This window comes from Fodinicurvata fenggangensis DSM 21160 (genome assembly GCF_000686045.1).
Taxonomy (GTDB): domain Bacteria; phylum Pseudomonadota; class Alphaproteobacteria; order Kiloniellales; family DSM-21159; genus Fodinicurvata; species Fodinicurvata fenggangensis.
This window is the reverse complement of the sequence record NZ_JMLV01000003.1, coordinates 58,607-82,608: the sequence shown is the minus strand read 5'-3', so window position 1 is coordinate 82,608 and position 24,002 is coordinate 58,607. Positions and strand designations below refer to the sequence as shown.

Genomic DNA, 24,002 nt, shown 5'->3' with positions numbered 1-24,002 from the left:
CATGGAAGACAGGCAGTGCTTCAGACGGGCCGGCACCCATGGCATGAAAGCCTTATAGAAGACCTTGCGACCGTTGGCAGTCCCGCCCACTTGGGATAGACCCCCTACCGGAAAGGAGGCCCGCCATGCCCAGGCCGCAAGAGTCTGCCCGATCCCGTGATACGGCCGGGGTGATCGCCCCTCCTCCCTTGATCTTCGCCCTGGCACTGGGCTTCGGGATCGTGCTGGACGTTTTGGTTTTGCCGCTTGCAACCGGCCTTCCACCCCTGCCCCGATATTTGGCAGGAGCCCTGCTTGCTGTCCTGGCCTGTGCCGTCATCGCCATGGGCATGTTGCGATTCCGCCGAGCCGGCACGCCAGTGGAACCCTGGCACAGTTCGACCGCGATCGTTACGGACGGCATCTATGGCCACACCCGCAACCCCATGTACCTGGGCATGACCGGTCTCTACCTGGCCGTAGCCCTTGTACTTGATAGCTTCTGGATCCTGATCTTCCTGATACCGCTTCTTATCGCCCTGCACTATGGCGTTATCCGCCGCGAGGAATCCTACCTGGAAGACAAGTTCGGGGAAGACTACCGCAACTACAGGAAGCGCGTGCGCCGCTGGCTGTGACAGCCTGACTGAACTCACGCCCCGCCCGTGGCAGGCGGCAAGCCCGGCACCAGATCCATGAGCGCGAAACTCTCGGCGGTGATCCAGGAAATGAAGGCAAGGTATAGGCTCAGCAACAAGACCGATTCCCGGCGAGAAAGTGCCATGTCGGTCCGAAGCGCCACGAAAAGCGCTATGGTGGCGGCCGTCAGGATGGCCATCATGGGGGCTGCCACGGAAAAATTGATTACGGCCGCGCCGGCCACCAGCACGCCGGCCGGAATACAGACAAGCAGGTCGAAGACATTGCTGCCCAGGACATTGGCGATACTGGTGACGCCTTGCCCCTTGCGCGCCGCCCTTACCGAGACGAAAGCATCGGGCACCGACGTTCCGGCTGCGACCACGGTGATGCCCCAGAGAAAGCTTGGCGTATCAAAGATTTCACCAAAGCTGATGGCGGCGCGCACAAGTCCTTCCACCCCCACCAGGATCACCAGCAGGGAAAGTGCCAGGCGCAGCCATTCCCGCAGGGGCCGGATGTTCTCGCTCGTCGCCCGAGTACGATTGTCCCGGGTGTCCTGGTACTGAACGAAGATGTAAAGCAGGTAGAGAAGTATGGGGATCAGCGCCAGGCTACGGGTCACCTCGCCATGAATGGCATTGCTGGCGACTTCGACCGGGTTGTAGATGACCGCGAAGGAAAAGGTCAGCATCAGGACCGCCACCGCAATCATGTAGAATTGGGATTCCTTGTAGACGAGATCCCGATTCGCGTGCAGTTCACCCGAACCGTACAGACTGGACAGCGCGGGGATAACCAGGATGTTGAAAAGCGCCGACCCTACGATGGCGGCCACCCCCAGTTCGAAGGCGCCGTGCAGTGCGGCCGAGATGACCGTTGTCGAAAGTTCGGGAAAGCTGGAGCCGACAGCCACCACAACGGCGCCACGGACAATCTCGGGAAGTCTGTAATAGGCGGCAAGCCGTTCACTCGCGACTTCAAGTAGACCGCTGCCTTTCCAGATCACAACTGTCGCGGCAAGTGCGACGAGGATCCAGAAGGAAACGGCCATCATCAGGTATTGTCCCTTGCGGCTTTGTCTGCAGGACCTGAGTGCCTGGCCCCCACTTCAGCTATTGTCATGAGGTGGATGTCTATCGAACGCGGGGCTTGGCCTCACGCGATCCGAACTCACCCACATCAAGCACAGGTGATGCGTCGATCTCCTCGGCATCCAGCATAGAGGCCACACGCTCGAGGGAGGCCACGATCATGGCCTGCTCCCAGTCCTCGAGGGCGGCAAACTGCTTCACGTAGCGTTGCTGCAAGGGATCGGGCGCCTTCTTCACGGCCGCCTGCCCCGCCTCTGTAATGAAGATGTTGGTTTGCCGCCGATCGGCTTCCGAACGCCGGCGCTCGACCATGCCCTTGGCCACCAGGCGATCGATCAGGGAGGTCATCGTGGCCTGGGCCACCCCCATACGGCGGGAAATCTCCTTCGAGGTAGCATGCCCGTTCTCCTCGACAATCTGCAGCACGCGAATCTGCACGGCTGTCAGGCCCGCCGCTCGGGCAAGCTCCCGACCGTAAAGCTCGGTCGCCCGAAAAATTCGACGAATTGCAATAAGGCTCTGATCCGTTCTGTCCATGATTTGACCTCTTTCTGATCGCCCCCTCCCCTTGAGAGCAGGGCCCCTGCAACCTGCGTATCACGGCGATTCGCATCCGATATAGTTTGTATCACTTAAGGACATGCTTTTTCGAGTGGATATATAGTAAGCCTTTCTAATGGAACAGGGAACTTGAACTCACTGGAGATGCCGAATTTTTTCTAGGAAACTCAAGCCTCTTGATTTTTGAATCGCGATAATATATTTAGTATGGCTAACAAATTAAGAGCATGAGGACAGAAACCTTGCAAGACAGACCCAAGATCGTCCCGCGCAAGACCATCAAATTGCGCAAACCCGAGGACGCTGACGGTTCCACCGTCTGGTCGCTTATCAGGGAGTGTAAACCGCTCGACGAGAACTCGATGTACTGCAACCTGATCCAATGCGATCACTTCCGCGACACCTGTGTTCTGGCCGAACTCGATGGCGAGGCCGTGGGGTGGGTGTCCGGCTATCTTCTGCCCGACGATCCTCAGACACTTTTTGTCTGGCAGGTCGCAGTGTCCGAAAAGGCCCGCGGACAGGGTCTTGGTCAGCGCATGCTGGCGGAACTTCTGGACCGTGATATCTGCGCGGACGTGCAACGCATTCAGACCACGATCACCCGGGACAATGATGCCTCCTGGGGACTGTTCACCCGCTTCGCCGGCAAGTCCGACGCCGAGGTGGACAGCGAAGCTCACTTCAAGAGCGAAGAGCATTTCGACGGGAAGCACGACACCGAGTACATGGTGACGATCTCCCTGCGCGAGGCACTGCGCAGCGCTGCCTGAGCGTATAGCGGTATCTCACGAACGAACCGCAGATACTTTAACTGACTCCACCAAGGAAATTCCCATGTCGACTGTAACAACAGCCGAAACCAACATCTTTGCCCGCCGCGAATCCGAAGTGCGCAGCTACTGCCGTTCCTTTGACACGGTCTTCGTGCGCGCCAGCGGCAGCACCCTGATCGACCGCGAGGGTCGCGAGTACATCGACTTCCTTGGCGGCTGTTCATCCCTCAACTACGGTCACAACGATCCCGACATGAAGCAGGCGCTGATGGAGCATATTGCCGGTGACGGCATTGCCCACGGTTTGGACATGTACACCGACAGCAAGCAGGCCTTCCTGGAAACCTTCGAAAGCCTGATCCTGGAGCCGCGTGGCTTGCCCCACCGCCTGATGATGACCGGCCCGACCGGCACCAATGCGATTGAAGCGGCCATGAAACTGGCCCGCAAGGTCACGGGACGTCGCAACATCATCGCGTTCACCAACGGCTTTCACGGCATGTCCCTGGGCGCATTGGCGGCCACGGGCAATCTCGGCAAGCGCGAGGGCGGCGGGGGCGTCTCCCTGAACGACGTCACCCGCATGCCCTATGAAGGCGCCTTCGGTGAGGACGTGGACACCCTGTCCCAGATCGAGATGCTGCTCGACAATACTTCCAGCGGCATTGACGCACCGGCAGCCTTCATCGTCGAGTTAATCCAGGGCGAAGGTGGCCTGAATGCCGCCTCGACCGAATGGGTCCAGGGCATTGCCCGCCTTGCGAAGAAGTACGGTGCCCTCCTGATTGTCGACGACATCCAGGCTGGCATCGGCCGCTCGGGCAGTTTCTTCAGCTTTGACGAGATGGGCGTGGAACCCGATCTGATCCCCCTGGCCAAGTCGTTTTCGGGCTTTGGCCTGCCGTTCGCGGGTCTGCTGGTCCGTCCGGAACATGACATCTGGAAACCGGCGGAGCACAACGGGACGTTCCGTGGCAACACCCATGCCTTCGTGACAGCGCGCGTCGCACTGGAAAAATTCTGGTCCGATGACCGCTTCGTGAAGGAAATCGCCGAAAAGGCCGAAGTGCTTACCGAACGCCTCCAGCGGATTGCCGATGGCATCCCTGGCGCACGCCTCAAGGGCCGTGGCATGATGCAGGGCGTGGATGTCGGTTCCGGCGAACTGGCAGAAAGCATCTGTGCCAAATCCTTCCGCCATGGCCTGATCATCGAAACCTCGGGTTCCGATGACGAGGTTGTGAAGGTCCTGGCCCCACTGACCACGCCCATGGAGCAGTTCAAGGCGGGTCTCGACATACTGGAACAGGCCGCCCTGAGTTGTACCGGCCTGAAACACGCAGCGGAGTAAGAAGAATGATCGTTCGCGACTTCAATGAATTGAAGAACGGCCCGCGTGCCGTATCAGATGCCAACTGGACTTCGGTCCGCATGCTTCTGGCCGACGACAACATGGGCTTTTCCTTCCACATCACGATCCTGGAAGCCGGGTCCGAGCACACCTTTCACTACAAGCATCACTTCGAAAGTGTTTATTGCATGCAGGGAAAGGGCTCGATCACCGACCTGGCCACCGGCGAGACCCACGAGATCAAGCCGGGCGTGATGTATGCCCTCGACCAGCATGACAAGCATACGCTGAAGGCCGAGGAAGAACTGGTCATGGCCTGTTGCTTCAACCCTCCCGTTACCGGCAAGGAAGTGCATCAGGCCGACGGGTCCTATGCACCGGCCGACAGCTGACACAGCAATTGCCCCAAGGGGCAGGAAAGCAATGACTGACAGATCCATTGAAGCCGGCCATCCGGCCGGACAGCATACCGTCGAGAAGATCGGCGGCACCTCCATGTCGCATGTCAACGAGTTGGCTGACAGCCTGATTGTCGGCAATCGCACGGGCAGCGAGCTCTACAACAGGATCTTCGTGGTCTCCGCCTTTGGCGGAATCACGGACCTGCTGTTGGAGCACAAGAAATCCGGGGAACCGGGTGTCTATGCCCTCTTCTCCAGTTCGGACAGCGACCATGGCTGGTCCGATGCCCTTAGCACCGTGGCAACGGCCATGTGCGAAGCGCATGAGAAGGTGTTGGAGCATCCCGCTGACCGCAGCTTTGCCGACGATTTCGTGCGCGAACGCATCGAAGGTGCACGCAGTTGCCTGATCGACCTGCAGCGTCTGTGCTCCTATGGGCACTTCCGCCTGTCCCAGCACATGCTGGTCATCCGCGAACTGCTCTCTGGCCTGGGCGAAGCCCATTCGGCCTTTGTCACCTCAATGCTGCTGCGTCGCATGGATGTGAACGCACGCTTCGTGGACCTGAGCGGCTGGCGCGACGACGCGGAGCACAGCCTACGCGAACGTATCGAATCGGCCTTTGCCGACATCGATCTCGAAAACGAGCTGCCCATCGTCACGGGCTACGCCCAGTGTTCCGAGGGCCTGATGAAGGAATTTGACCGCGGCTATTCCGAAGTGACTTTCTCGCAGATCGCCGCCCTGACATCTGCACGCGAAGCCATCATTCACAAGGAATTCCATTTGTCTTCGGCCGACCCCAAGATCGTCGGCGCGGACGCGGTATGCAAGCTGGGCCACACCAACTACGACGTGGCCGACCAGCTTTCGAACATGGGCATGGAGGCGATCCATCCGAAGGCCGCCAAGACCCTGCGGCAGGCCAGTGTGCCCCTGCGGGTGACCAATGCCTTCGAGCCCGAGGACCCGGGCACTTTGATCGACGAAAGCACGACGGAGGCGGGCTCGGCCGAGATCGTGACCGGCCTGAACGTCTACTCCATCGAGCTGTTCGAACAGGATATGGTGGGCGTGAAGGGCTACGATGCAGCCTTCTTGGAGGCGCTGACCCGTCACAAGGTGCGCATCACCTCAAAGACCTCGAACGCCAACACCATCACGCACTACGTGGACGCTTCGTTGAAGTCCATCAAGCGCGTCGAGCACGACTTGAAGGAACGTTACCCTTCGGCGGAGATCACGGTGCGGTCCCTGTCCATCGCCTCGGTCATCGGGCGCAATCTCAATGGTCTGCGCGTGCTTTCACGTGGCCTGGATGCCCTGGAGACCGCAGGGGTCGATGTGGTTGCCGCCCATCAGAACACGCGCAGTGTGGATGTCCAGTTCCTGGTCCAGCGCCAAGACCTGAGCAAGGCGATCAAGAGTCTCCACGAGACTTTTTTTACCGGTAGGGTCGAGCCCCTCTGTCAGCAGGCAGCCTGACTCGTCCCTTCGCTACAGTGACTTGCCATAAGCGCCGGCCCGTGTGGGCCGGCGCTTTTTCATGCAAAGCATTCTAGGAAGCGTGACGATCGCTGATGTCATCCAGTGGATAGATCGGCCGGCGCACTTTCGAGAAATTCAGCTGGCTGTAGTCCGAGGTGCACACACCTATTCCGGCACACTCGATGATGTCCCGGGCAATGTGTTTCAGGCCGGCACGCCAGTGGATGCGGCTCTTCAGCATCACATAGCGCTTCTGCATGGGATCTATTCCCAGGCTCAACAGGACGTTGATATCGTGCGGTTCTACGTGGCGTGAAATGACCACGATATCCACCTTGCCGGTATCCAGGACCACGGCCGTTCCCATGTCCATGGCCACACCGGCATACATGGGACCCTTGTTGCGATAGCGTCCTTCCGAAATGGTCTTCACGCGGCCGGTGACTTCCAGCGGCTTGTTCTCCGCCGGAATGGCCGGCATGTCCATCTTGCCGCCGATCTTGAGCGTTACCGTTTCACCAATCCCCGCAGCGACCGCCTGTTGCACGGCTTCGGGGTCGTAAATCCCGAAGATGGCGACATCCTCCAACTCCTGCTTCAGGATCTCGGCCAGGACGGCCGTCGTGTCCATGGTCCCGCCCGAAGCGGCATTATCAAAGTGATCCAGCAGGATGACCGGACCCTTCTGGGGATCGCGCGGAATGGCCTTGGCGCGTGAAACGGAGTCCGCAAGCGGCTCGAGGTGATAGACGAAGGCCTCACGCTCTTTCCAGGCCATATCCAGCAGCTCGTCACGCAGCTGTTCGGCCAGATCCGGATCGTTGTCGGTCACCACCACGGCCGACAGGCCCGCTTCGCGAATATCGGCGTGCGGAAAGCCGACGAACAGGCTGGCCGATAGAACCTCGGGGCGCTTTTCCATCTCGATGCAGCGCGCCTGGATTTCCTTGTTGGGATGATCGTCCGTTCCCTGGCGCATGACGTGAGGCAGCATGGGATTGTTGGCCCAGGCCTGGGTCGGCTTGACCTCGCCCTTGATCTGGCCGATCAGAGCACGCCCTGCCCGGCGCCCTGTCTCATACATGTCGATGTGCGGATAGGTCTGGTATCCGGCCACCACGTTGGAGTTACTGACAATTTCGTCATAGAGGTTGGCGTGCATGTCCAGGCCTACGGCAATGGGCGTATCGGGCGCCAGTTCGCGCACCCGGCGCACCAGCGTACCCTCGCCGTCCTCCTGGCTCTCGGTCACCATGGCACCATGCAGGTCCAGCAGGATGCCGTCCCAGCCACCCTTCTCCACCGCTTCGCAGATGGCATCGCTCATTATGCGATAGGCCTCGTCATCCACGGGCCCGCTGGGCCAGGCCTCAGCGGCGATCGCCACCTCGATCTCGGCCCCCGCTTCCGCGGCTTCGTCCATGTAGCCGCAGAGCACGGTTCCGGTATTGCTATAGGCCGCGATGGCATCGGCACCGCGCAAGGGGGCGTTTCCTCGCCGTGCAAAGCGTTCGATCTTCGTGGGCACCGGGGAAAAGGTGTTGGTTTCGTGCTTCATCATGGCAAGAAGCAAGCGCATGGCATTTCCTCTTCAGTCTTCTATCGCCGCGGTTTTCGGGCAGATTGTTGGCCGGACGGCCGGGTGGAGCTCCCTTTCAGGAGTTCTTGCTTGCGGGCAAGCCTGCTCAGGCTGACGGGAAAGGTCAACGCAGGAATCCATTAACTCCGCTCCCCACACGCCCGGATCACGGGCTCAGAAAGCGTATTGCAGCTGAAAAAAGACTTGAGTCCCTCGCTCCTCGATCTCCTGGCTCGACCAGGCCGGCTGGGTCAGCGTGACGCTTGCCAGATCACGGAATGCAATGCCAAGGCCAACGGAACCCAGATGTGCAGAGCGGAAATCTGCACCAAGCGGATCGTTGTGGAGGTAGCCCTGGTCCACGAAGGCAAAGCTGGAAAGGCCCTTCACCTCGTCCAGAAGGCCGTCCAGGCTGTAGCGTAGGGTCAATGCACCTGCCAGGCCGCTGTCCCCCACCACGGGACTACGGGAATAGGCACGAGCAAAGCTGTTATCCCCCAGGCTCAGGCGCACAGCCTGCGGCAGGCGCGTGAAGGCCAGTTGCCCCGTGGCAGAGGCCTCGACGCTCCAGTCCTCGTCCAATCCCTGTTGCCAATGCGCTTCTGCGGATAGGAGGGTGAAATCCGGGCGACCACCAAAACGAGCGACATCGAAGGCATCTACCTCGCTGGCCCCCAGGCTCTCCAGTCCCTGTGAAAGGCCCAGGCGCCCCAGGAAGGCCGAGGTTTCAAAGGTTTGGTCATAGCTGGCGCTCAAAGTGGCCCAGCGTTGCCGATCGGTGATGATGCGCGTGGATCCCGCCCAGATGCGATCATCCTGTGTCGAAAGGCTCAAGCGTCCCAGCAGGTTGTAGTCTATGCGGCGCAAGAAGGGGTACTCCAGCCAGAATGAGCCGAGTGTCGTTGTGGCCTCGATATCCTGTTCGGCCGCCTCGCCCCCTGGTACGGACTCCAGGTAACCCAGCGAATAGCCGAAATGCAGCCCTTCCGTTCCGACAGGCCCGGATTGCTCCCATTGCGCCAGCATGAACTCTTTTGGATCGAAGGGATTGGTGATCAGGGTCAGTGCGTTCTTCTCGAAAAGGCCGAAAAAATCGCCCACCTCTCCATAGGCAATCGCCTGATAGGGACCGATATCCGGAGAGACCGCATTATTGAACACCACACGGCCACCGGGACCATCCCGATCAAGCTGCAGGGTCAAGCGGCCAGCCTGCACATTGTCAGGGATTTTCTCCAGCAAGGCATCGATGGAAAAACCTTCCAAATCCTCGATCAGCAGAAGGTCGCGCTCGAGCCGCGAAACCCGCAAGGGCACCTGCCCGGCGATCCGGTCCAGATAGGGTTGCAGGCGCTGCGTGATATCGGGGATGTCGCTGTTGATGCGGATCTCCTCGATGTAGGCGTCGAAGATCCGGATCTGCAGCACGCCTGTCTCGCCATCCCAATCGGACACCAGGGCGCGGGCGAAGTAGTCCTGTTCCTGATAATACCGCTCAATGGCCACAACCAGATCCTCGATCTGGCTGCGCCCGACCGGCTGCCCCTTCAGAGACATCCAGAGTAGCCGTAAATCTTCATAGGGCAGGACGTCCGTGCCACTGAAGGTGACGCGATTGAGCCTATAGGCCTGCTCGGGCAGGTCGACCAGGGCCCGCCGTTCCACCGGCACCGCAAGATCCAGGGTCGGTTGCGCTTCAAGGGGCTGGCGGAAGCGCTCGATCACTTGGTTCTGGTCAACGGTCAGGCTTTGAATGCTGCGAGATTGCGCCAACGCCCTTCCAGCAACAAGAAACAAGCCCAGAACTGCAAGACTGAAGACGCACAACTGTGGCACTGTGAAGGACACACGAGACATCATCACTGCTCTTTTCCAGTTGTTGCTCAGGGAAAGGAGATCGGCCCTAGCGTGTGAAGCGGCCCAGCCCGTTTCCGTTCAGGAACTCAATGGTTATGGCTTCGGACTTGCCGTTGGCCATAGCGTCAAAGGCGACGCGCGAGACAGAGCCCTCTGGGGCGTTCTCACCCCGTGGGCGATAGATGAAGCTGTCCCCATCCCAGGGCTCCAGCAGGCTTTCCTGCGAGTCCGGACCCAGCACCAGAAACAGCCCACCTGCTCTTTCCACGACCTGCGCTTCACCGAAGTAGCTGTTGGCATAACGGCCCGTATAGCTACTGGAGGCTTTGGGCGGCTGCGCGCCTGCCGGGCGTGTCTTGCCAACCAGTTCCCCTACTGGCGCCACGATTGGGGCCATCAGGGGCTGATAGGCCAAAAACCAGTCGCGCGTGATCGTCCCGTACTGAACCAGATCCATGAAGGAGGTGGAAATGGCTTCCCCGGCCCCGCTGGGCGAGGCATTGGTCAGCACCGTGATCCCCAGTCCCAGGGACGGCAGCATCAGGTAGTTGCTGCCCACGCCCAGGGCAAAGGCGCCGGAATGGCTGAGCGACAGCCGCCCCGAGGGTTCGGTCCCGACACCGAAGCCGTAGCCGTAGGTCGAACTCCGTGCATCCATTGCAAAGGATGGCGCGGTGATAACCTGAGCCGACGCAGCGGGCAGCAAGGCATCGGTAGCAATGAAGGGCTGTCCCTCGAAGTCACCCCCTTGCAGGATGAGCGCCATCCACCTAGCCATATCATGCACACTAGAGCTGACCCCGCCCGCCGGGGACTGGGCGTCCGGCTGCCTCTGATAGCGTGGCTGATAGCCGCCCTCGACAGGCACATGGCCGTCTGCCCGATTGTCGCGCGCGCGATAATCCGCATAGCGCGAACTGGTCCGGTCCATGCCCAGCGGGCGATAGAGCTCTGCCGCGCAGAGATCGGCCCAATCCTGACCGGCTGCTTTGGCCACCGCCTCGGCAGCCGCCGTCAGCCCGAAGTTGGTATAGGCATAGTGCGCCCGAAAGGCATGGAGCGGCAGCAAACGCAGCCGCTCCAGGATCGTGCGCCGGTCATAGCCCAGATCCTCCAGGTCGTCTCCGCCATGATCCGGCAGGCCGGAACGATGCGAATAGAGATCGCCAAGGCTCACATGCTCCGTGACCCAAGGATCTGCCAGCTCGAACCAGGGCAGCAGCGTCTTGATTGGCGTGTCCCACGCCACCAGGCCGGCCTCGACCTGGCTGGCAACCACGGTTGCCCCCAGCGATTTGGAACAGGAGGCAATCTGGAAGACGGTATCTGCATTGACTTGTTCAGCGGCCCCAATGCGGCGCAGACCATAGCCTTCCGCGAAAACCGTCTCTCCCTCTCGCCCGACGGACACCGCCAGGCCCGGTATTCCCGAGCGTTCCTTGATATCGCGGCAGATATCATCCAGCCGGGCCAAGGCTTCATCAATCAGCGACGACGAACTCAGGACACCGGCCGTCTGTGGCGGTGACTGCGTTGCCTCTTGCAGAACCTCGGGCCCTTCATATTGCTCAGCCATTGCCGGACGTGCGGCGCAAGCCGAGACAGCCGTGGCGGCTCCCAGGCCCTGCAACAAACCTCGTCGTGAAATGGATGAATAACCTTTACCGGCACCGGTAGCGCCTGGACACTTCTGCATGACTCCCCCCTCACTCCACCCTGCTGCGCAGTCTGTCTGGGCAGGGCAAATTCAAGGGGCACCGGCGCCTTACAGTCTCACGCGTCATTGGCACGACAGCGTCCCCCGCCACCGCACCTGATAAAGTTCAGTTATACCTCCTTTGCATCGGGCAGCAATTGAATAATGCTGACGTAATTCCCGTAACGCTTTCAGGCATCGATTGTTCTACTGGACCAGTAAGAGAATGCACCCGAGAAACAGGGAAATCGGCAAAGCCTATTGGGGACTTAAACTATGTGGCCGGAGATCCGCAGATTTTGCAGACCTCCGGCCCCAGAATACGCTTACCTTCCATCTCAGCTGCGCATCCTGTTTCCTTCCGGATCATGAGGCGAAGGCGCAATGACATGCGCCGGCCTCTCTTCCCCGACGATATGGGTGGACATCTCGCTACCGGCCTCCGCGGCATCCCGGTCCACCAGCGCCATGGCCAGGCTCTTGCCGACCGTGTGTCCGTAGCCCCCGGACGTGATGAACCCGACACGCCTGTCACCCTGCCAGACCGGCTCGAAGCCCGAGGCATCGGCATCCTTTGCCTCGATCTCCAGTGTCACGAGGATCTCTTTCGGACCACCGCCCTCCTTCTCCTTCAGGGCAGCCTCTCGTCCGATGAAGTCGCCCTTGTCGAAGGATATCCAGCGATCCAGCCCGGTCATGCCGGCCGTATAGCCCTGGGTGAATTCGCACGCCCAGATCCCGAAACTCTTCTCCAGACGCAGGGCATTCAGGGCCTGGAACCCGAACTCTGAAAGTCCAATGTCCTTCCCCGCTGCCCTCAAGGTTTCGCGCAAGGTCACATGCTCGGTGGCATCGCAGTGCAATTCAAATCCAAGCTCGCCCGTAACCGACAGGCGCGCGGCAAGAACGCGATTGAGCCCTATGTCCATGGGCCGGCAGGACATGAAGGGGAAGCCGGCATTGCTGACATCCTCGTGAGTCACGCGTTCCAGAAGCGTGCGCGCATTGGGCCCCGTTATGGAGAAACCGACGACGGCATCCGAGATGTCCTGCACCATTACGCCGTCTTCAAGATGATCCTCGAACCACCGCATGTGCCATTCGCGCAGGTAATAGGACCCCAGGATCCACCAGTGCCCATCACCTCGATTGAACAGCGTGAGGTCCCCTTTCAGCCGGCCGTCATGTCCCAGCATCGGCGCCAGACGTGTCCGCCCCGGAGCAGGCAGCCGGCTGGCGAAGATTCGGTCCAACCAGGCCTCCGCCCGGGGGCCGGTCACCTCGTAACGCGCAAAAGCGGAGATATCGATCAGGCCGACGCCCTCGCGCACGGCGCGGCACTCCTTGCCGACGATGTCGAAGGCGTTGGAACGCCGCAGGGTCGGTGTCTCCTCGAAATCCTGCGGCGCGAAATAGATCGGAACCTCCAGGCCCCAGGTGCAGCCCCAGCGCGCGCCGTTCGCCGTCATGGCGTCGTAGGCCGGTGACTTGCGCAGCGGCCGCCCAGCCGGAAGCTGCTCATTGGGATAGGTCATCACGAATCGGCGGGAATAGAACTGTCCTGTGGTCTGGCGGATATACTCCTTGTTCGAGGCAAACTCGCCGTAGCGCGCAATGTCCATGCCGAAGATGTCGCTTTTCGGCTCGCCCTGGATCATCCACTCGGCCAGCGATTTGCCGACACCGCCGCCCTGCAGGAAGCCAGCCATGACACCGCAGGCCAGCCAGTAGTTGGGCAAGCCGCGCACAGGGCCAACCAGGGGATTGCCATCGGGCGAGAAGGTAAAGGCGCCGTTCACCCAGCGCTTGATGCCCACCTCTTCCAGGCAGGGATAGCGCTGGAAACCCATGGAGAGCTCTTCGGAGATGCGGTCGATGTCTTCCTGGATCAACTCGATGCCGTAATTCCAGGGCGCTCCATCCATATTCCAGTGCTTGTAGTTCAGCTCGTAGATGCCCAGAAGCATGCCCTTCTGCTCCTGGCGCATGTAGGTAAAGCCCTCCAGGTCGACGATCAGGGGCAGTTCCCGATCCAGCTCTTCGACCTCGGGAATGTTGTCCGTGACGAGATAGTGATGCTCCAGAGGTGTCACCGGCAGTTCGAGGCCGACCATGCGACCGACCTGCTTGGCCCAGAGCCCGCCGGCATTGACCACGTGCTCGGCCTGGATGGTTCCCTTCTCGGTCACCACGTCCCAGCTGAGATCTGCGCGCTGATTCAACTCAAGGACCCGATTGTGCTCGATCACCTCGGCCCCGCGCTGGCGCGCGGCCTTGGCATAGGCATGCACCACCCCTGACGGATCGATATATCCCTCACGTTCGGCCAACAGACCGCCCAGGATGCCTTCGGTGGAAATCACCGGGCAGGCCTTCTTGATCTCCTCTGGCCCCACCAGGTGGACATCCTCGATTCCCATGGTCTGGAATGTGCGATAGGCGGACTGCAGCCATTCCCAGCGCGCCGGTGCACTGGCCACGGAAATTCCGCCGGTCATATGCATGCCGATATCAAGACCGGATTCCTCGCCCACCTCGCTCAAGAGGTCGATGGTATAGGACTGAAGAGCTGCAATATTGGGATCGGCATTCAGGGCATGAAAACCGCCGGCGGCGTGCCAGCTGGACCCAGCCGTCAACACCTCGCGCTCGATCAGCGCGACGTCTGTCCAGCCGAATTTCGAAAGGTGATAAAGTACGGATGCGCCAACGACACCACCGCCTATGACAACAACCCGATATTGCGTTTTCATCCCTGTCCCCCTCCAATAGAACGAAGCCTTCTCGATAGCCTAAGGAGTAGCCATGCCAGCGTCTAGACATAAGTGTACAGAAGATACCCCAGGTGCATGAGACTCTTCTGAAAGGTCGCTCGTCATGATGATGGATACCAAGGCGGAGTCGCTCAGGACGTCCAAACGGGACTGGCTGAAGGCGGCGGTCGAAATCCTGGTTTCCGAGGGAATCGATCGCGTCAAGGTTCAGGTAATCGCGCGCAACTTGGGGGTTTCCCGGTCCAGCTTCTACTGGTTCTTCAAGAGCCGGCAGGACCTTCTGGACCAGCTCCTGACGTACTGGCGGGACCTGAACACCCGTTCTCTGCTCGAGCGTGCCGAAAGACCCGCCGAAAGCGCCTGCCGCAGCGTTCTCAACATCTTCGAATGCTGGGTGAATGAGGAACTGTTCGATCCGCGCCTGGATATAGCCGTGCGGGACTGGGCGCGCCGGTCGAGCGAGGTTCGCAAAGTCGTCGATGACGGGGATGACCGGCGCATGAACGCCTTGACCCGCATGTTCCGGCGGCATGGCTACCCGGAAGAAGAGGCCTTCATCCGCGCCCGTGTCCTTTATTTCATGCAGATCGGCTACTATTCACTCGAGATAGACGAACCGATGGAGACCCGCCTGTCCTACCTGGCCAGCTACCTGTACTGCTTCACCGGGCTTGAACCCACACAGCAGGAAATCAGTGATTTCCACACCTTCCTGAAGAACGGCGCCGTCACACCGGCTCAGTAGAACCCGAAAAGTTTGGGGAAAAATAGGGACAGGGTTGGCCAGAAGGTTGTCACCAGCATGACCGGCAGGGCCACGCTACCCAACAGCATCAGGACCGGCCCTATGGCCCTGTGTATCTGTACCTTGCTGATCCGGCAGGACATATAGAGAATCGGCGCCACCGGAGGCGTGTTGGCTCCGATGACCACGGAGGTCCCGACGATGGCCGCATAGTGCAGAGGCTCGACCCCGACTGATGTCACCACCGGCATGAACAGCGGTGCAATCACCACCGTCACCGAGACATCGTCCATCAAGGCCCCGGCAACCACCAGCACGGCATTCACCAGAATGAGGGTCCAGAAGGGATTCACTGCGAAGCTTGCAATTGCCTCGGTCAGGTCCTGGGGAACCCGCTCGAAAGCCAGGATGCGGCTGATCATGAAGGAAAACAGCAGAATCAGGATAATCGTGCCAGTCGTCTCCGTCGCTGAAATCACGCTGCGGCCCAGGCTCTTCCAGGTCAGGTCCCGATAGATGAAGGCGCCAACGATCAGCGCGGCAACGGCGGCAACAGCCGCGGCTTCTGTTGGTGTGAAAACACCGCCATAGATGCCGCCCAGAATGATGACGGGCAGCATCAAGGCCGGCAGCGCGCTCAGGACCGCTTTCCCGCGTTGTCCCTGCTGAACGTCTTCCGTGTTCACCTCGGTGAACAGCCGACCGGCGGCAAAGCGGTTGAACAGGGTCAGCCCGGCAATGAGCAGCAAGGCGGGCCCGATGGTGGCGGCAAAACAGGCCGCAACGGACTGCCGTGTCACGACAGCGAAGAGGATCATCGTGATAGACGGCGGGATAAGAATCCCCAGCAACGACGACACACCGAGAAGGGAAGCCGTGTATCCACGTGGATAACCGCGTTTTTCCAGCGGGTCGACCATGATCGTGCCGATCGAGGCAACAGCAGCCGTCGCCGTTCCGGCGATGGCCCCGAAAATGCCCGAACTCAGGACCAGGGATGTCCCGAAACCGCCGCGGCGCCTGCCAACGATGACCTCGATGAAATTGACGATGCGCCTCGCCAATCCGCCGGATTGCATCAGGTAGCCTGTCAGTACGAACAGCGGCAGGGCCAGGAGGACAATGGAATTGAGCGAACGGAACCCCTGGAGCAAGAGCGTGCTCAGGTTCGCATCATAGATATACACGAGATAGGCCAGGGTGCCGGCAAAGGACCAGGCAACGGGAACGCCCATGCCCATCAGAACGACGAGCAGGCCAATGGCCAAAAGCCCTTCCATTCAACTCTCCTGGTCTTGCGCTTGCCTCAGGTCACGAAGGCCATGCAGAAGGTCCCGCACGGCATAGGCAAAACAGCCTATGGCCGCAATCATGATCGAGAGCTGCGGGATCCAGAGTGGAAGCCGGAGTGCGGGAGTCGTCTGCGGCCGTTGCAACCCCCAGGCAAACATTTCGTACCCCCAATAGACGAACAGGGCACAGATCACCGTCGTGATCGCAGCGATCAGGATCTTGTGCAAAGCCTTGCTTCTCGGTCTGGTCAGACGTGAGGGGAGATAATCCACAGTCAGGTGCTCCATGCGCCGTGACGCGATCAATGCACCCGTCATGTAGAGAAACATGGCCGCGAGCAGACTGAGATCATGGGCTGCCGAGAAGTTCCAGCCCAGGACATAACGGGTCAGAACCAGAAGAAACAGCAAGCCCGTCACCAGGAAGCTGCACAGGATCGCCACGGCATTCAATGCCGTGGCGATCCCTCTGTCCAGACGTTCAAGCACTGGAACCAACAACCCCGAAATCAGAGTTCAGAAGCATTCTCACGAACGGTGTCCATGATCTCACTGCCGACCTCTTCCTCCATCTGCGGCCAGACTTCGGCTCGGACGGCTTCTGCCAGTGCCTTGATCTCCTCGTCACTGGGTTCGATGTAGGTCATGCCGGCTTCCTCGGCCTTCTCCACATAGGACTGGTCGATCTCCTGAGCGGCCTCGAAGTGGTCTTCCATGACCGTGACGGCGGCCTCCTGGACGACCTGCTGGTGCTCTTCGCTCAGGTCGTCCCAGCTTTGCAGGTTCATCGAAATCACGCCTGTGATGAAGGCATGCTTGGTGCGTACGTAGTAATCGAGCGTATCGCGGAAATACTCGTAATCCCAATAGATGACATTGGCAGCATCCCCATCGACCACGCCGGTCTCAATGGCCGTGAAGACCTCGCTCCAGTCGATGGTCGCCGTATCATAGCCCATGGCCTGCACTGTCTCTGCATGAGGAAATGCAGGGGGAACCCTAACCTTGAGATCGCCCGCCTTTTCGATCGTGGTGGCATATTCGCCCTTGGTGGCCACACCATTGAACCCTTCCGGCCAGGCACCAAAGAACTTCAGACCGTTATCCTGGTAGATGCCGTCCATCATCTCGTTGATCCAGCCACCGGGCTCGTAGGCTTCCTTTGCCTCTTCCCAGGAAAAGACCATGTAGGGTGCATAGACGATGGCGATGCGCTGGTCATAGGACGTCATGGGCCAGTTGATCATCATGTCGACGTCGCCGGCCACGAAAAGGTCGAAAACCTCCTGCTGTCCGCCGAGCTCGTTCTGATAGAAGATATCGACTTCAAGTTCGCCGTTCGTACCCTCTTCAATAAGGCTGCCCCACTGTTCCATGGACTTTGCAGTGGGTGATCCTTCGGCTCCGGAATCCGTTGCCAGTCGGAGTGTTTCCGCACCAGCGGCACTCATGCTGAATGCCAGGGCGGTTCCGGCCGCCAGTGCGAAAGTGGAAATGGTCTTGATCATGATTTACGTCTCCCCTTTGTTAGCCTCACAGCCTGCAACCAAGCAGGAAATTTGGTCTGGACATTAGTGTCCAGGGTATTGTCTATGTCAATGCCTAGCAAATGAAACGGCAGCAGGGAAAGATTCTTGCCCAGTACATACTCTGCATTCCAGTTGTTCAAGGAAGGGCTGAAGGGGCATACAGGCTGGGCACCAGCCTGGCAGGATGCGGACCCCAAGCCTTCCTACGATGCCCTTGTCATAGGCGGTGGCGGTCATGGACTTGCCACGGCCTACTACCTTGCCCGGAACCACGGGCTCAAGCGAGTCGGCCTGGTTGAAAAGGGATGGATCGGTGGCGGCAACACCGGCCGCAACACGACGGTGATCCGCTCCAATTACTTCTATCCGGAAAGCGTCGCCCTCTATGACTTCGCGCTGAAGCTCTATGAAGGTCTGTCGCGCGAACTGAATTACAACATCATGTTCTCGCAGCGCGGTATTGCTGTGGTGGCCCATTCCGAACTGGAAATGGAAATGGCCGCACGGATCACCAATGCCATGCAGATCAACGGCACAGACGCGGAACTGTTGAATCGCAAGCAGGTTCTGGAACGCGCCCCCCTGCTCAACCAGAACGACGACGCCCGCTTCCCCATCTTTGGCGGCATATGGCAAGGCCGGGCCGGAGTGGCCCGCCATGACGCCGTTGCCTGGGGCTATGCTCGGGCGGCCGACAAGCTGGGCGTCGACATCATCCAGAACTGCGAGGTGACGGGGTTCCTGGTCGAAAACGGCCGCTGCAGCGGCGTGGAAACGACGCGCGGCGAAATCCGCGCGGGCACCACCGGCATGGCCGTGGCCGGCAATTCCAGCGTGTTGTCCGCAATGGCAGGCTTTGAACTGCCTGTCCGCTCCTTCGCCCTGCAGGCAATGGTCACCGAACCGGTCAAGCCCTGCCTCGACACGGTGCTGCTCTACATGGGCACCGGCACTTACCTCAGCCAGTCGGACAAGGGCGAACTGGTGATTGGCGGCGGTCTCGACCGCATCCCGTCCTATGGCCAGCGCGGCAACCCGCCGCTTCAGGAGGAGATTCTTTCGGGTCTGCTCGAGATGTTCCCGGCCTTCGGCCAACTAAAGCTTCTGCGGCAGTGGGCCGGTATCGTGGACGTGGTGCCGGACTCCTCCCCGGTGATCGGCCCCACCCCCCTGCCCGGCCTTTACATAAACGGCGGCTGGGGAACCGGCGGATTTAAGGCGATTCCGGCTGGCGGCTGGCTACTGGCCCACCTCATGGCCAACGAGGAACACCACGAAATCAGCCGTCCCTTCGACCTGGATCGCTTCGCGCGCGGGCGGCTGATCGACGAGGCGGCCGGCGCCGCCATCGCGCACTAGGAGGCAATGATGCAGCGTTTTTCCTGCCCCTTCTGCGGGCCACGCGACGAAACGGAATTCTTCTACGGCGGTGAGGCCGGCAACGAGCGTCCGGAACCGGCGGAGAACATATCCCCCGTTCGCTGGGCCCAGTACCTGCACATGGAGAAGAATGAGAAAGGACGCGCCCGGGAAATCTGGGTGCACCTGACCTGCGGCGAGTTTTTCGTCATGGAGCGCGATACGGTGACACACGAGATCTTCAAGACCGAAGCCTTCCACGGGGAGCGGACATGACGGCCAGGCGCCTGGACAGCACCTCGGAACAGTCCTCAGCCGAGTCTCTTTCCTTTACCTTCGACGGACGGACCCTCAAGGGCCGCGCCGGTGACACGGTGGCCTCTGCCCTGCTGGCCAATGGTGTCCGAATCCTGGGACGCAGCTTCAAGTACCACAGACCCCGTGGCCTCTGGGGCGCCGGCGCCGAGGAACCCAATGCCATCGTCGATATAACCTACGCTGGCCAGCGGACCCCGAACAGCCGCGCCACCGCGATCGCCTTGCAGGACGGCATGGAAGTGCGTTCCGTCAACACCTCGCCCGATGCCGAAAAGGACCGCTACGGGCTGTTGGATCGCTTTTCGCAATTCCTGCCGGCCGGTTTCTACTACAAGACTTTTCTCTGGCCGGACTGGCACCTCTTCGAACCGCGCATCCGTGCCATGGCGGGCCTGGGACACCTGGACCCCGCAACACAACCGGAGGCCGACTGCCCCCAACGCTCGGCTCACTGCGACCTGCTCGTTATCGGAGCCGGGCCGGCGGGCCTTGCCGCCGCGCGCGCTGCCGCGCAGGAGGGACGTGATGTCCTGCTGGCGGATGAACAGGATCAACCGGGCGGCAGTCTGCTGCACAGAGGCGGGGTAATTGAAGGGCAACCCGCCGGGCAGTGGATATCGGAAAGCCTGGAGCTGCTCGATGGGCACGGAGCAACCCGTCTTGCTTCCACCACTGCTTATGGCATCTATGATCACAATCTGGTCTGCCTTTGGGAAAGACGCCGCGGACAGCCCGACAGGCTCTGGCGAGTCCGGCCACAGCAGATTGTCATCGCGACCGGCGCAATCGAACGCCCATTGGTCTTCAACAACAACGACCGCCCCGGAGTCATGTCTGCGGATTCAGCTCTGCTCTATCTCAGGCGTCATGACATCCTGGTCGGACAGAAGATCGTGATCGCGACGAACAACGACACCGCCTATCCCGTTGCCTCCGCGCTCGCGGAAGCTGGCGCGGAGGTGGTCCTGGCCGACCTGAGGCCGGAAGCACAGGCAGCACTGCCCGATAACGTCGAAGTTCGCATGGAAACTTCCGTTCAGGCTGTGGAGGGCAAGGCAAGCGTCGAGGGCGTCCTTCTGAATGGCCAACGTCACGAAGCCGACTGCCTGTTGGTAGCCGGCGGTTTCACACCAAGCGTTCACCTTCACTGCCAGGCCAAGGGGCGCCTGCACTACCGTGAGGATATCCTGGCCTTCGTACCTGACGAACCGGTGGCCGGCACCAGCGTCACCGGCGCGGCGAACGGGGCTTTCGATCTGGCCAGCGTGCTTGAACAGGGCCACGCAGTCGGTTCGACAAAAGGGAACGCGCCACAGGCGAGCGAATGCCTTTCTTCCTATGGCATTCAGCCTGCCTGGCCGAATCCCAAGGCCCAGGGCCGCCAATGGATCGATTTCCAGAACGATGTGACTGTCAAGGACGTGGCCCTGGCAGCCCGCGAGAACTATCGCTCGGTCGAGCATCTGAAACGCTACACGACGCTCGGCATGGCCACCGACCAGGGCAAGACCTCGAACATGAACGGGCTGGCTGCCATGGCAGCCATATCGGGCCGGACGATTCCCGAAGTGGGGACCACGACCTATCGTCCACCCTATGTACCGGTTCCCCTGCCCGTTATCGCCGGCCGCAGGCGCGGTGAACTCTTCTCTCCCATGCGGCGCCTGGTCCTGGAAAACGAACACAGGGCTGCCGATGCCGCCTTCCGGGAATACGGTCCCTGGCTTCGACCGGCATTCTACGGCAAGGGCAAACCGGAAGACGAAATCCAGCGCGAAGCCCGCCAGGCCCGACAGACTGTGGGGCTGTTCGATGGCTCTCCGCTTGGCAAGGTGGAGGTCATGGGTCCCGATGCCGCGGCCCTGATGGACTTCAACTCCTACAATACGCTGTCCACCCTGAAGCCCGGTCGCGTACGATACGGCTTCATGCTGAACGAGGATGGCGTGGTTTATGACGACGGGGTGGTGCTGCGCTTGGCCGAGGACCACTTCATCGTATCCTGCTCCTCGGGGCACGTCCCTGGTGTCGTCATGCGGCTGGAGGAATGGCGCCAGGACCGCTTCGATCCGGCGCGTGTTGTCATCCACAACTCCACGCCTCAATGGGCCACCTTGACCACCACCGGACCGCGGGCCCGGGACCTGATTGCGGCACTGGGGCTTGACCTGGACCTCTCGGACGAGGCCCGGCCCCACATGTCCTTCGCCAATGCGAGATACCAGGGAACCCCCATACGTGTTGCGCGGGTCAGCTTTACCGGAGACCGTTCCTACGAAATCTCCATCCCGGCGTCGCGCGCAAAGGAGCTCTGGGCCCACATGCGCAAGGAAGGGGACAAGCTGGAGGCCACGCTTCTTGGCACCGAGGGCCTGATGATCCTGCGTGCCGAAAAGGGCTTTATCGTCGCCGGCAAGGATACGGACGGTTACACCCTGCCGATGGACTTGGGCATGAGCGGCCCCAGGAAGAAGCGAACTGGCGAATATGTTGGCAAGCGCTCGCTTTTCACTGAAGAGGCTGAACGGAGCGACCGTCCCGCCCTTGTCGGACTCACTGTCGATGACGATACCCCGCTGGCGACAGGTGCGCACGCCGTGGAGGACGGACCGAAGGGGCTGCGTTCCCTGGGCTTCGTGACATCCAGCTACTGGAGCCCGACGCTGGAACGCCCCATTGCCCTGGCGCTAGTGGACTCCGGCCGTCAGCGTATCGGCGAAACGATCGAGATCTATCACCTGGGCACGCGCCAGCGTGCCAAGGTGACATCCCCCTGTGCCTTCGATCCGGAAGGAGAACGTCTCTATGCGTGATTTTGCGGCCAAGTGGACAGCCTTTCCCGATTGGCAATCCGCCCGGATTACGCGTGAGTCTCGGCAAGCCCGCATCGTGGCTGGTCTTTCCCAGGTCCTGGTCAGTGGCCAGTTGGAGAAGGCCTGGAAGGCCTTGCCGGACAGTGGTGAGGAAGTTGGGCTATGGCAGGTGACGCCGCCCAACAGAAGCTATCGCGTTCGTATGGCCCGGGACCGCGCTCTGCTGGTTTCACCTGGTCCAATTGATTTCATTGCGGGCTGGCATCCGGAAGGCTGGGCGGCCACACCAGCAGATGACGCCTACTTGGTCATCGACATCCAGGGAGCGGCCGTTGAAGACATGATGATGGAGGCAACCTCCGCGAACCTTGGGGAAGGAAGCCCCTCCGCCTCAGTGCGATTTGCCGGCCTCAATGGGGTCCTGCTCTTCCGCTGTGCCGAAAACTGCGCGCGTTTGCACGTCGAGGCCTCCTACGGCCCCTACATCTGGCAGTGGCTGGAAACACGAAAGGCCTGATCCCAGCAGAAAAAGGAAAATCGCCGCTGGGATCATCCATGCTCAACCGAACAGACCGCTGTGCTGGCGCGGTTGCGAGCGCAGGTACTGGTTGGGTGCCTTGACGGTCGCACCGAAATGCGCGGCGGCGTGCCAGGGCCAACGCGGGTTGTAGAGCAGGCCACGCGCCAAGGCGACCACATCGGCATCCCCCGTGCCGACAATGGCTTCAGCCTGCTCGAACTCGGTTATCAGACCGACCGCCATGACCGGCATGGAGGTCGCTTCCTTGATACGGCGGGCCATGGGCACCTGGTAACTGGGGCCGGCATTGACCTGTTGTCTGGGCGACAAACCGCCGCTGGACACATCGATGGCCGCACAACCATAAGCCTGCAGGGCCTGGGCATAGGCGACAGTCTGTTCGATGTCCCAGCCACCTTTGACCCAATCCGTACCGGAAACCCGCACTGTGACCGGCCTGTCCGCGGGAAAGGCCTCGCGCACGGCCTTGAAGACCTCCAGCGGGAAGCGCATCCGATTCTCCAGGCTGCCGCCGTATTCATCGTTGCGCTGGTTCGACAGGGGCGAGAGGAACTGGTGCAGCAGGTAGCCATGGGCCGAGTGAACCTGGACACACTCCATGCCCAGGCGTGCCGCGCGTTTTGCGGCTTCGGCAAAGGATTGCCGCAGGCGTGCCAGATCCTCCCGGTCCAATGCAGCCGGCGGGTTTTCCCCCTCATGAAAAGGTATGCTCGACGGCGCCACCGTCTGCCATCCGCCTTCTTGTTCGGGGGGAATCTGATCACGGCCCTTCCAGGGAACCTCTTCGGAGGCCTTCCGCCCCGCATGAGCCAGCTGCAGAGCCAGGGGAACATCCGACCAGCGCCGAATGCTCTCCACAACCTGCCCCATGGCCGTCTCGTTTTCATCCGACCATATGCCCACATCGCCGTAGGTGATCCGACCCTCGGGTTCAACGGCCGAAGCCTCGATCGTCAGCAATCCGGCCCCTGACAACGCCAGGTGTCCAAGATGCAGGGTATGCCAATCGGTCATGCAGCCAGCCTCGGCCGAATACTGGCACATGGGCGCCACAACGATGCGATTGGACAGCTCCAGGCTGTCCAAGGAAAAGGGCGTGAAGAGTTGCGCCTTGCTCATGAACTGTCTTGCCTCTCTTGTGATTTGTTTTTCCGATGGCGCTTGCCTACAGCAATAGGGCCGGGATCAAAAGGACCGGCCCCGGAACCG

General features: G+C 60.6%; 20 protein-coding genes. 10 read left to right on the top strand and 10 right to left on the bottom strand.

What is annotated here, in order from left to right; all coding sequences use genetic code 11:
• Nucleotides 1-125 precede the first annotated feature (125 nt).
• On the top strand, nucleotides 126-617 hold the full coding sequence (locus tag BP38_RS0106155; RefSeq protein ID WP_026987015.1) for a methyltransferase family protein: 492 nt from the start codon (nucleotides 126-128) through the stop codon (nucleotides 615-617).
• 14 nt (nucleotides 618-631) lie between these two features.
• Here BP38_RS0106155 and BP38_RS0106150 read toward each other — a convergent pair whose 3' ends face one another.
• Together BP38_RS0106150 and BP38_RS19335 are read right to left on the bottom strand one after the other, a co-directional pair.
• Nucleotides 632-1,675: a sodium:calcium antiporter gene (locus BP38_RS0106150; RefSeq protein WP_026987014.1), complete on the bottom strand. Its 1,044-nt coding sequence runs from the start codon at nucleotides 1,673-1,675 to the stop codon at nucleotides 632-634.
• Between the two features lie 79 nt (nucleotides 1,676-1,754).
• A complete protein-coding gene (locus BP38_RS19335) occupies nucleotides 1,755-2,249 on the bottom strand; it encodes a MarR family winged helix-turn-helix transcriptional regulator (protein ID WP_035724007.1) in 495 nt (164 codons plus the stop codon).
• Nucleotides 2,250-2,515: 266 nt separating this feature from the next.
• On the opposite strand from BP38_RS19335, the gene ectA reads away from it, so the two are divergent.
• The 4 genes from ectA to BP38_RS0106125 all read left to right on the top strand — a co-directional run bounded on the left by ectA (nucleotide 2,516) and on the right by BP38_RS0106125 (nucleotide 6,287).
• On the top strand, nucleotides 2,516-3,046 hold the full coding sequence (gene ectA / locus BP38_RS0106140) for a diaminobutyrate acetyltransferase (protein ID WP_245602351.1): 531 nt from the start codon (nucleotides 2,516-2,518) through the stop codon (nucleotides 3,044-3,046).
• Between the two features lie 64 nt (nucleotides 3,047-3,110).
• Complete coding sequence (ectB, locus tag BP38_RS0106135) at nucleotides 3,111-4,400, top strand: diaminobutyrate--2-oxoglutarate transaminase (RefSeq protein WP_026987012.1); 1,290 nt, start codon at nucleotides 3,111-3,113, stop codon at nucleotides 4,398-4,400.
• Between the two features lie 5 nt (nucleotides 4,401-4,405).
• A complete protein-coding gene (locus tag BP38_RS0106130) occupies nucleotides 4,406-4,792 on the top strand; it encodes an ectoine synthase (protein ID WP_026987011.1) in 387 nt (128 codons plus the stop codon).
• A 31-nt stretch (nucleotides 4,793-4,823) separates the two neighbouring features.
• The gene (locus tag BP38_RS0106125; RefSeq protein ID WP_051609050.1) at nucleotides 4,824-6,287 is read left to right on the top strand and encodes an aspartate kinase; all 1,464 of its coding nucleotides are present in this window, start codon (nucleotides 4,824-4,826) and stop codon (nucleotides 6,285-6,287) included.
• Between the two features lie 73 nt (nucleotides 6,288-6,360).
• On the opposite strand, the gene BP38_RS0106120 is transcribed toward BP38_RS0106125, so the two are convergent.
• The 4 genes from BP38_RS0106120 to BP38_RS0106105 form a co-directional block, all read right to left on the bottom strand.
• Nucleotides 6,361-7,869, bottom strand: coding sequence for a M81 family metallopeptidase (locus BP38_RS0106120; RefSeq protein WP_026987009.1), 1,509 nt, complete (start codon nucleotides 7,867-7,869; stop codon nucleotides 6,361-6,363).
• Between the two features lie 174 nt (nucleotides 7,870-8,043).
• Complete coding sequence (locus BP38_RS19330) at nucleotides 8,044-9,642, bottom strand: ShlB/FhaC/HecB family hemolysin secretion/activation protein (RefSeq protein WP_035724005.1); 1,599 nt, start codon at nucleotides 9,640-9,642, stop codon at nucleotides 8,044-8,046.
• A gap of 130 nt (nucleotides 9,643-9,772) precedes the next feature.
• A complete protein-coding gene (locus BP38_RS0106110) occupies nucleotides 9,773-11,302 on the bottom strand; it encodes a serine hydrolase (RefSeq protein WP_211250242.1) in 1,530 nt (509 codons plus the stop codon).
• Nucleotides 11,303-11,760: 458 nt separating this feature from the next.
• Nucleotides 11,761-14,175, bottom strand: coding sequence for a GcvT family protein (locus BP38_RS0106105; protein WP_026987007.1), 2,415 nt, complete (start codon nucleotides 14,173-14,175; stop codon nucleotides 11,761-11,763).
• A 124-nt stretch (nucleotides 14,176-14,299) separates the two neighbouring features.
• Between BP38_RS0106105 and BP38_RS0106100 the strand changes: the two genes are divergently transcribed.
• Nucleotides 14,300-14,941: a TetR/AcrR family transcriptional regulator gene (locus BP38_RS0106100; RefSeq protein WP_026987006.1), complete on the top strand. Its 642-nt coding sequence runs from the start codon at nucleotides 14,300-14,302 to the stop codon at nucleotides 14,939-14,941.
• Here the strand turns inward: BP38_RS0106100 and BP38_RS0106095 are convergent.
• Genes BP38_RS0106095 through dctP form a run of 3 tightly spaced genes read right to left on the bottom strand, consistent with a single transcriptional unit; the run spans nucleotide 14,935 to nucleotide 17,741 of the window.
• The gene (locus tag BP38_RS0106095) at nucleotides 14,935-16,221 is read right to left on the bottom strand and encodes a TRAP transporter large permease (protein WP_026987005.1); all 1,287 of its coding nucleotides are present in this window, start codon (nucleotides 16,219-16,221) and stop codon (nucleotides 14,935-14,937) included. The genes BP38_RS0106100 and BP38_RS0106095 overlap by 7 nt on opposite strands.
• Complete coding sequence (locus tag BP38_RS19325; protein WP_211250241.1) at nucleotides 16,222-16,722, bottom strand: TRAP transporter small permease; 501 nt, start codon at nucleotides 16,720-16,722, stop codon at nucleotides 16,222-16,224.
• A gap of 20 nt (nucleotides 16,723-16,742) precedes the next feature.
• Nucleotides 16,743-17,741, bottom strand: a complete 999-nt coding sequence (gene dctP / locus BP38_RS0106085) for a TRAP transporter substrate-binding protein DctP (RefSeq protein WP_051609048.1) — start codon at nucleotides 17,739-17,741, stop codon at nucleotides 16,743-16,745.
• 126 nt (nucleotides 17,742-17,867) lie between these two features.
• On the opposite strand from dctP, the gene BP38_RS0106080 reads away from it, so the two are divergent.
• From BP38_RS0106080 to BP38_RS0106065, 4 genes are read left to right on the top strand one after another with little or no spacing between them, the layout of a single operon-like run.
• The gene (locus BP38_RS0106080; protein WP_026987003.1) at nucleotides 17,868-19,121 is read left to right on the top strand and encodes a sarcosine oxidase subunit beta family protein; all 1,254 of its coding nucleotides are present in this window, start codon (nucleotides 17,868-17,870) and stop codon (nucleotides 19,119-19,121) included.
• 6 nt (nucleotides 19,122-19,127) lie between these two features.
• Nucleotides 19,128-19,397, top strand: a complete 270-nt coding sequence (locus tag BP38_RS0106075; protein WP_211250240.1) for a sarcosine oxidase subunit delta — start codon at nucleotides 19,128-19,130, stop codon at nucleotides 19,395-19,397.
• Nucleotides 19,394-22,252: a sarcosine oxidase subunit alpha family protein gene (locus BP38_RS0106070; RefSeq protein WP_026987001.1), complete on the top strand. Its 2,859-nt coding sequence runs from the start codon at nucleotides 19,394-19,396 to the stop codon at nucleotides 22,250-22,252. Before BP38_RS0106075 ends, BP38_RS0106070 begins: the two co-directional genes overlap by 4 nt.
• Nucleotides 22,245-22,769: a hypothetical protein gene (locus tag BP38_RS0106065; protein ID WP_026987000.1), complete on the top strand. Its 525-nt coding sequence runs from the start codon at nucleotides 22,245-22,247 to the stop codon at nucleotides 22,767-22,769. Before BP38_RS0106070 ends, BP38_RS0106065 begins: the two co-directional genes overlap by 8 nt.
• Nucleotides 22,770-22,811: 42 nt before the next feature.
• On the opposite strand, the gene BP38_RS0106060 is transcribed toward BP38_RS0106065, so the two are convergent.
• A complete protein-coding gene (locus tag BP38_RS0106060; RefSeq protein WP_026986999.1) occupies nucleotides 22,812-23,912 on the bottom strand; it encodes an NADH:flavin oxidoreductase/NADH oxidase in 1,101 nt (366 codons plus the stop codon).
• Nucleotides 23,913-24,002: the final 90 nt, after the last annotated feature.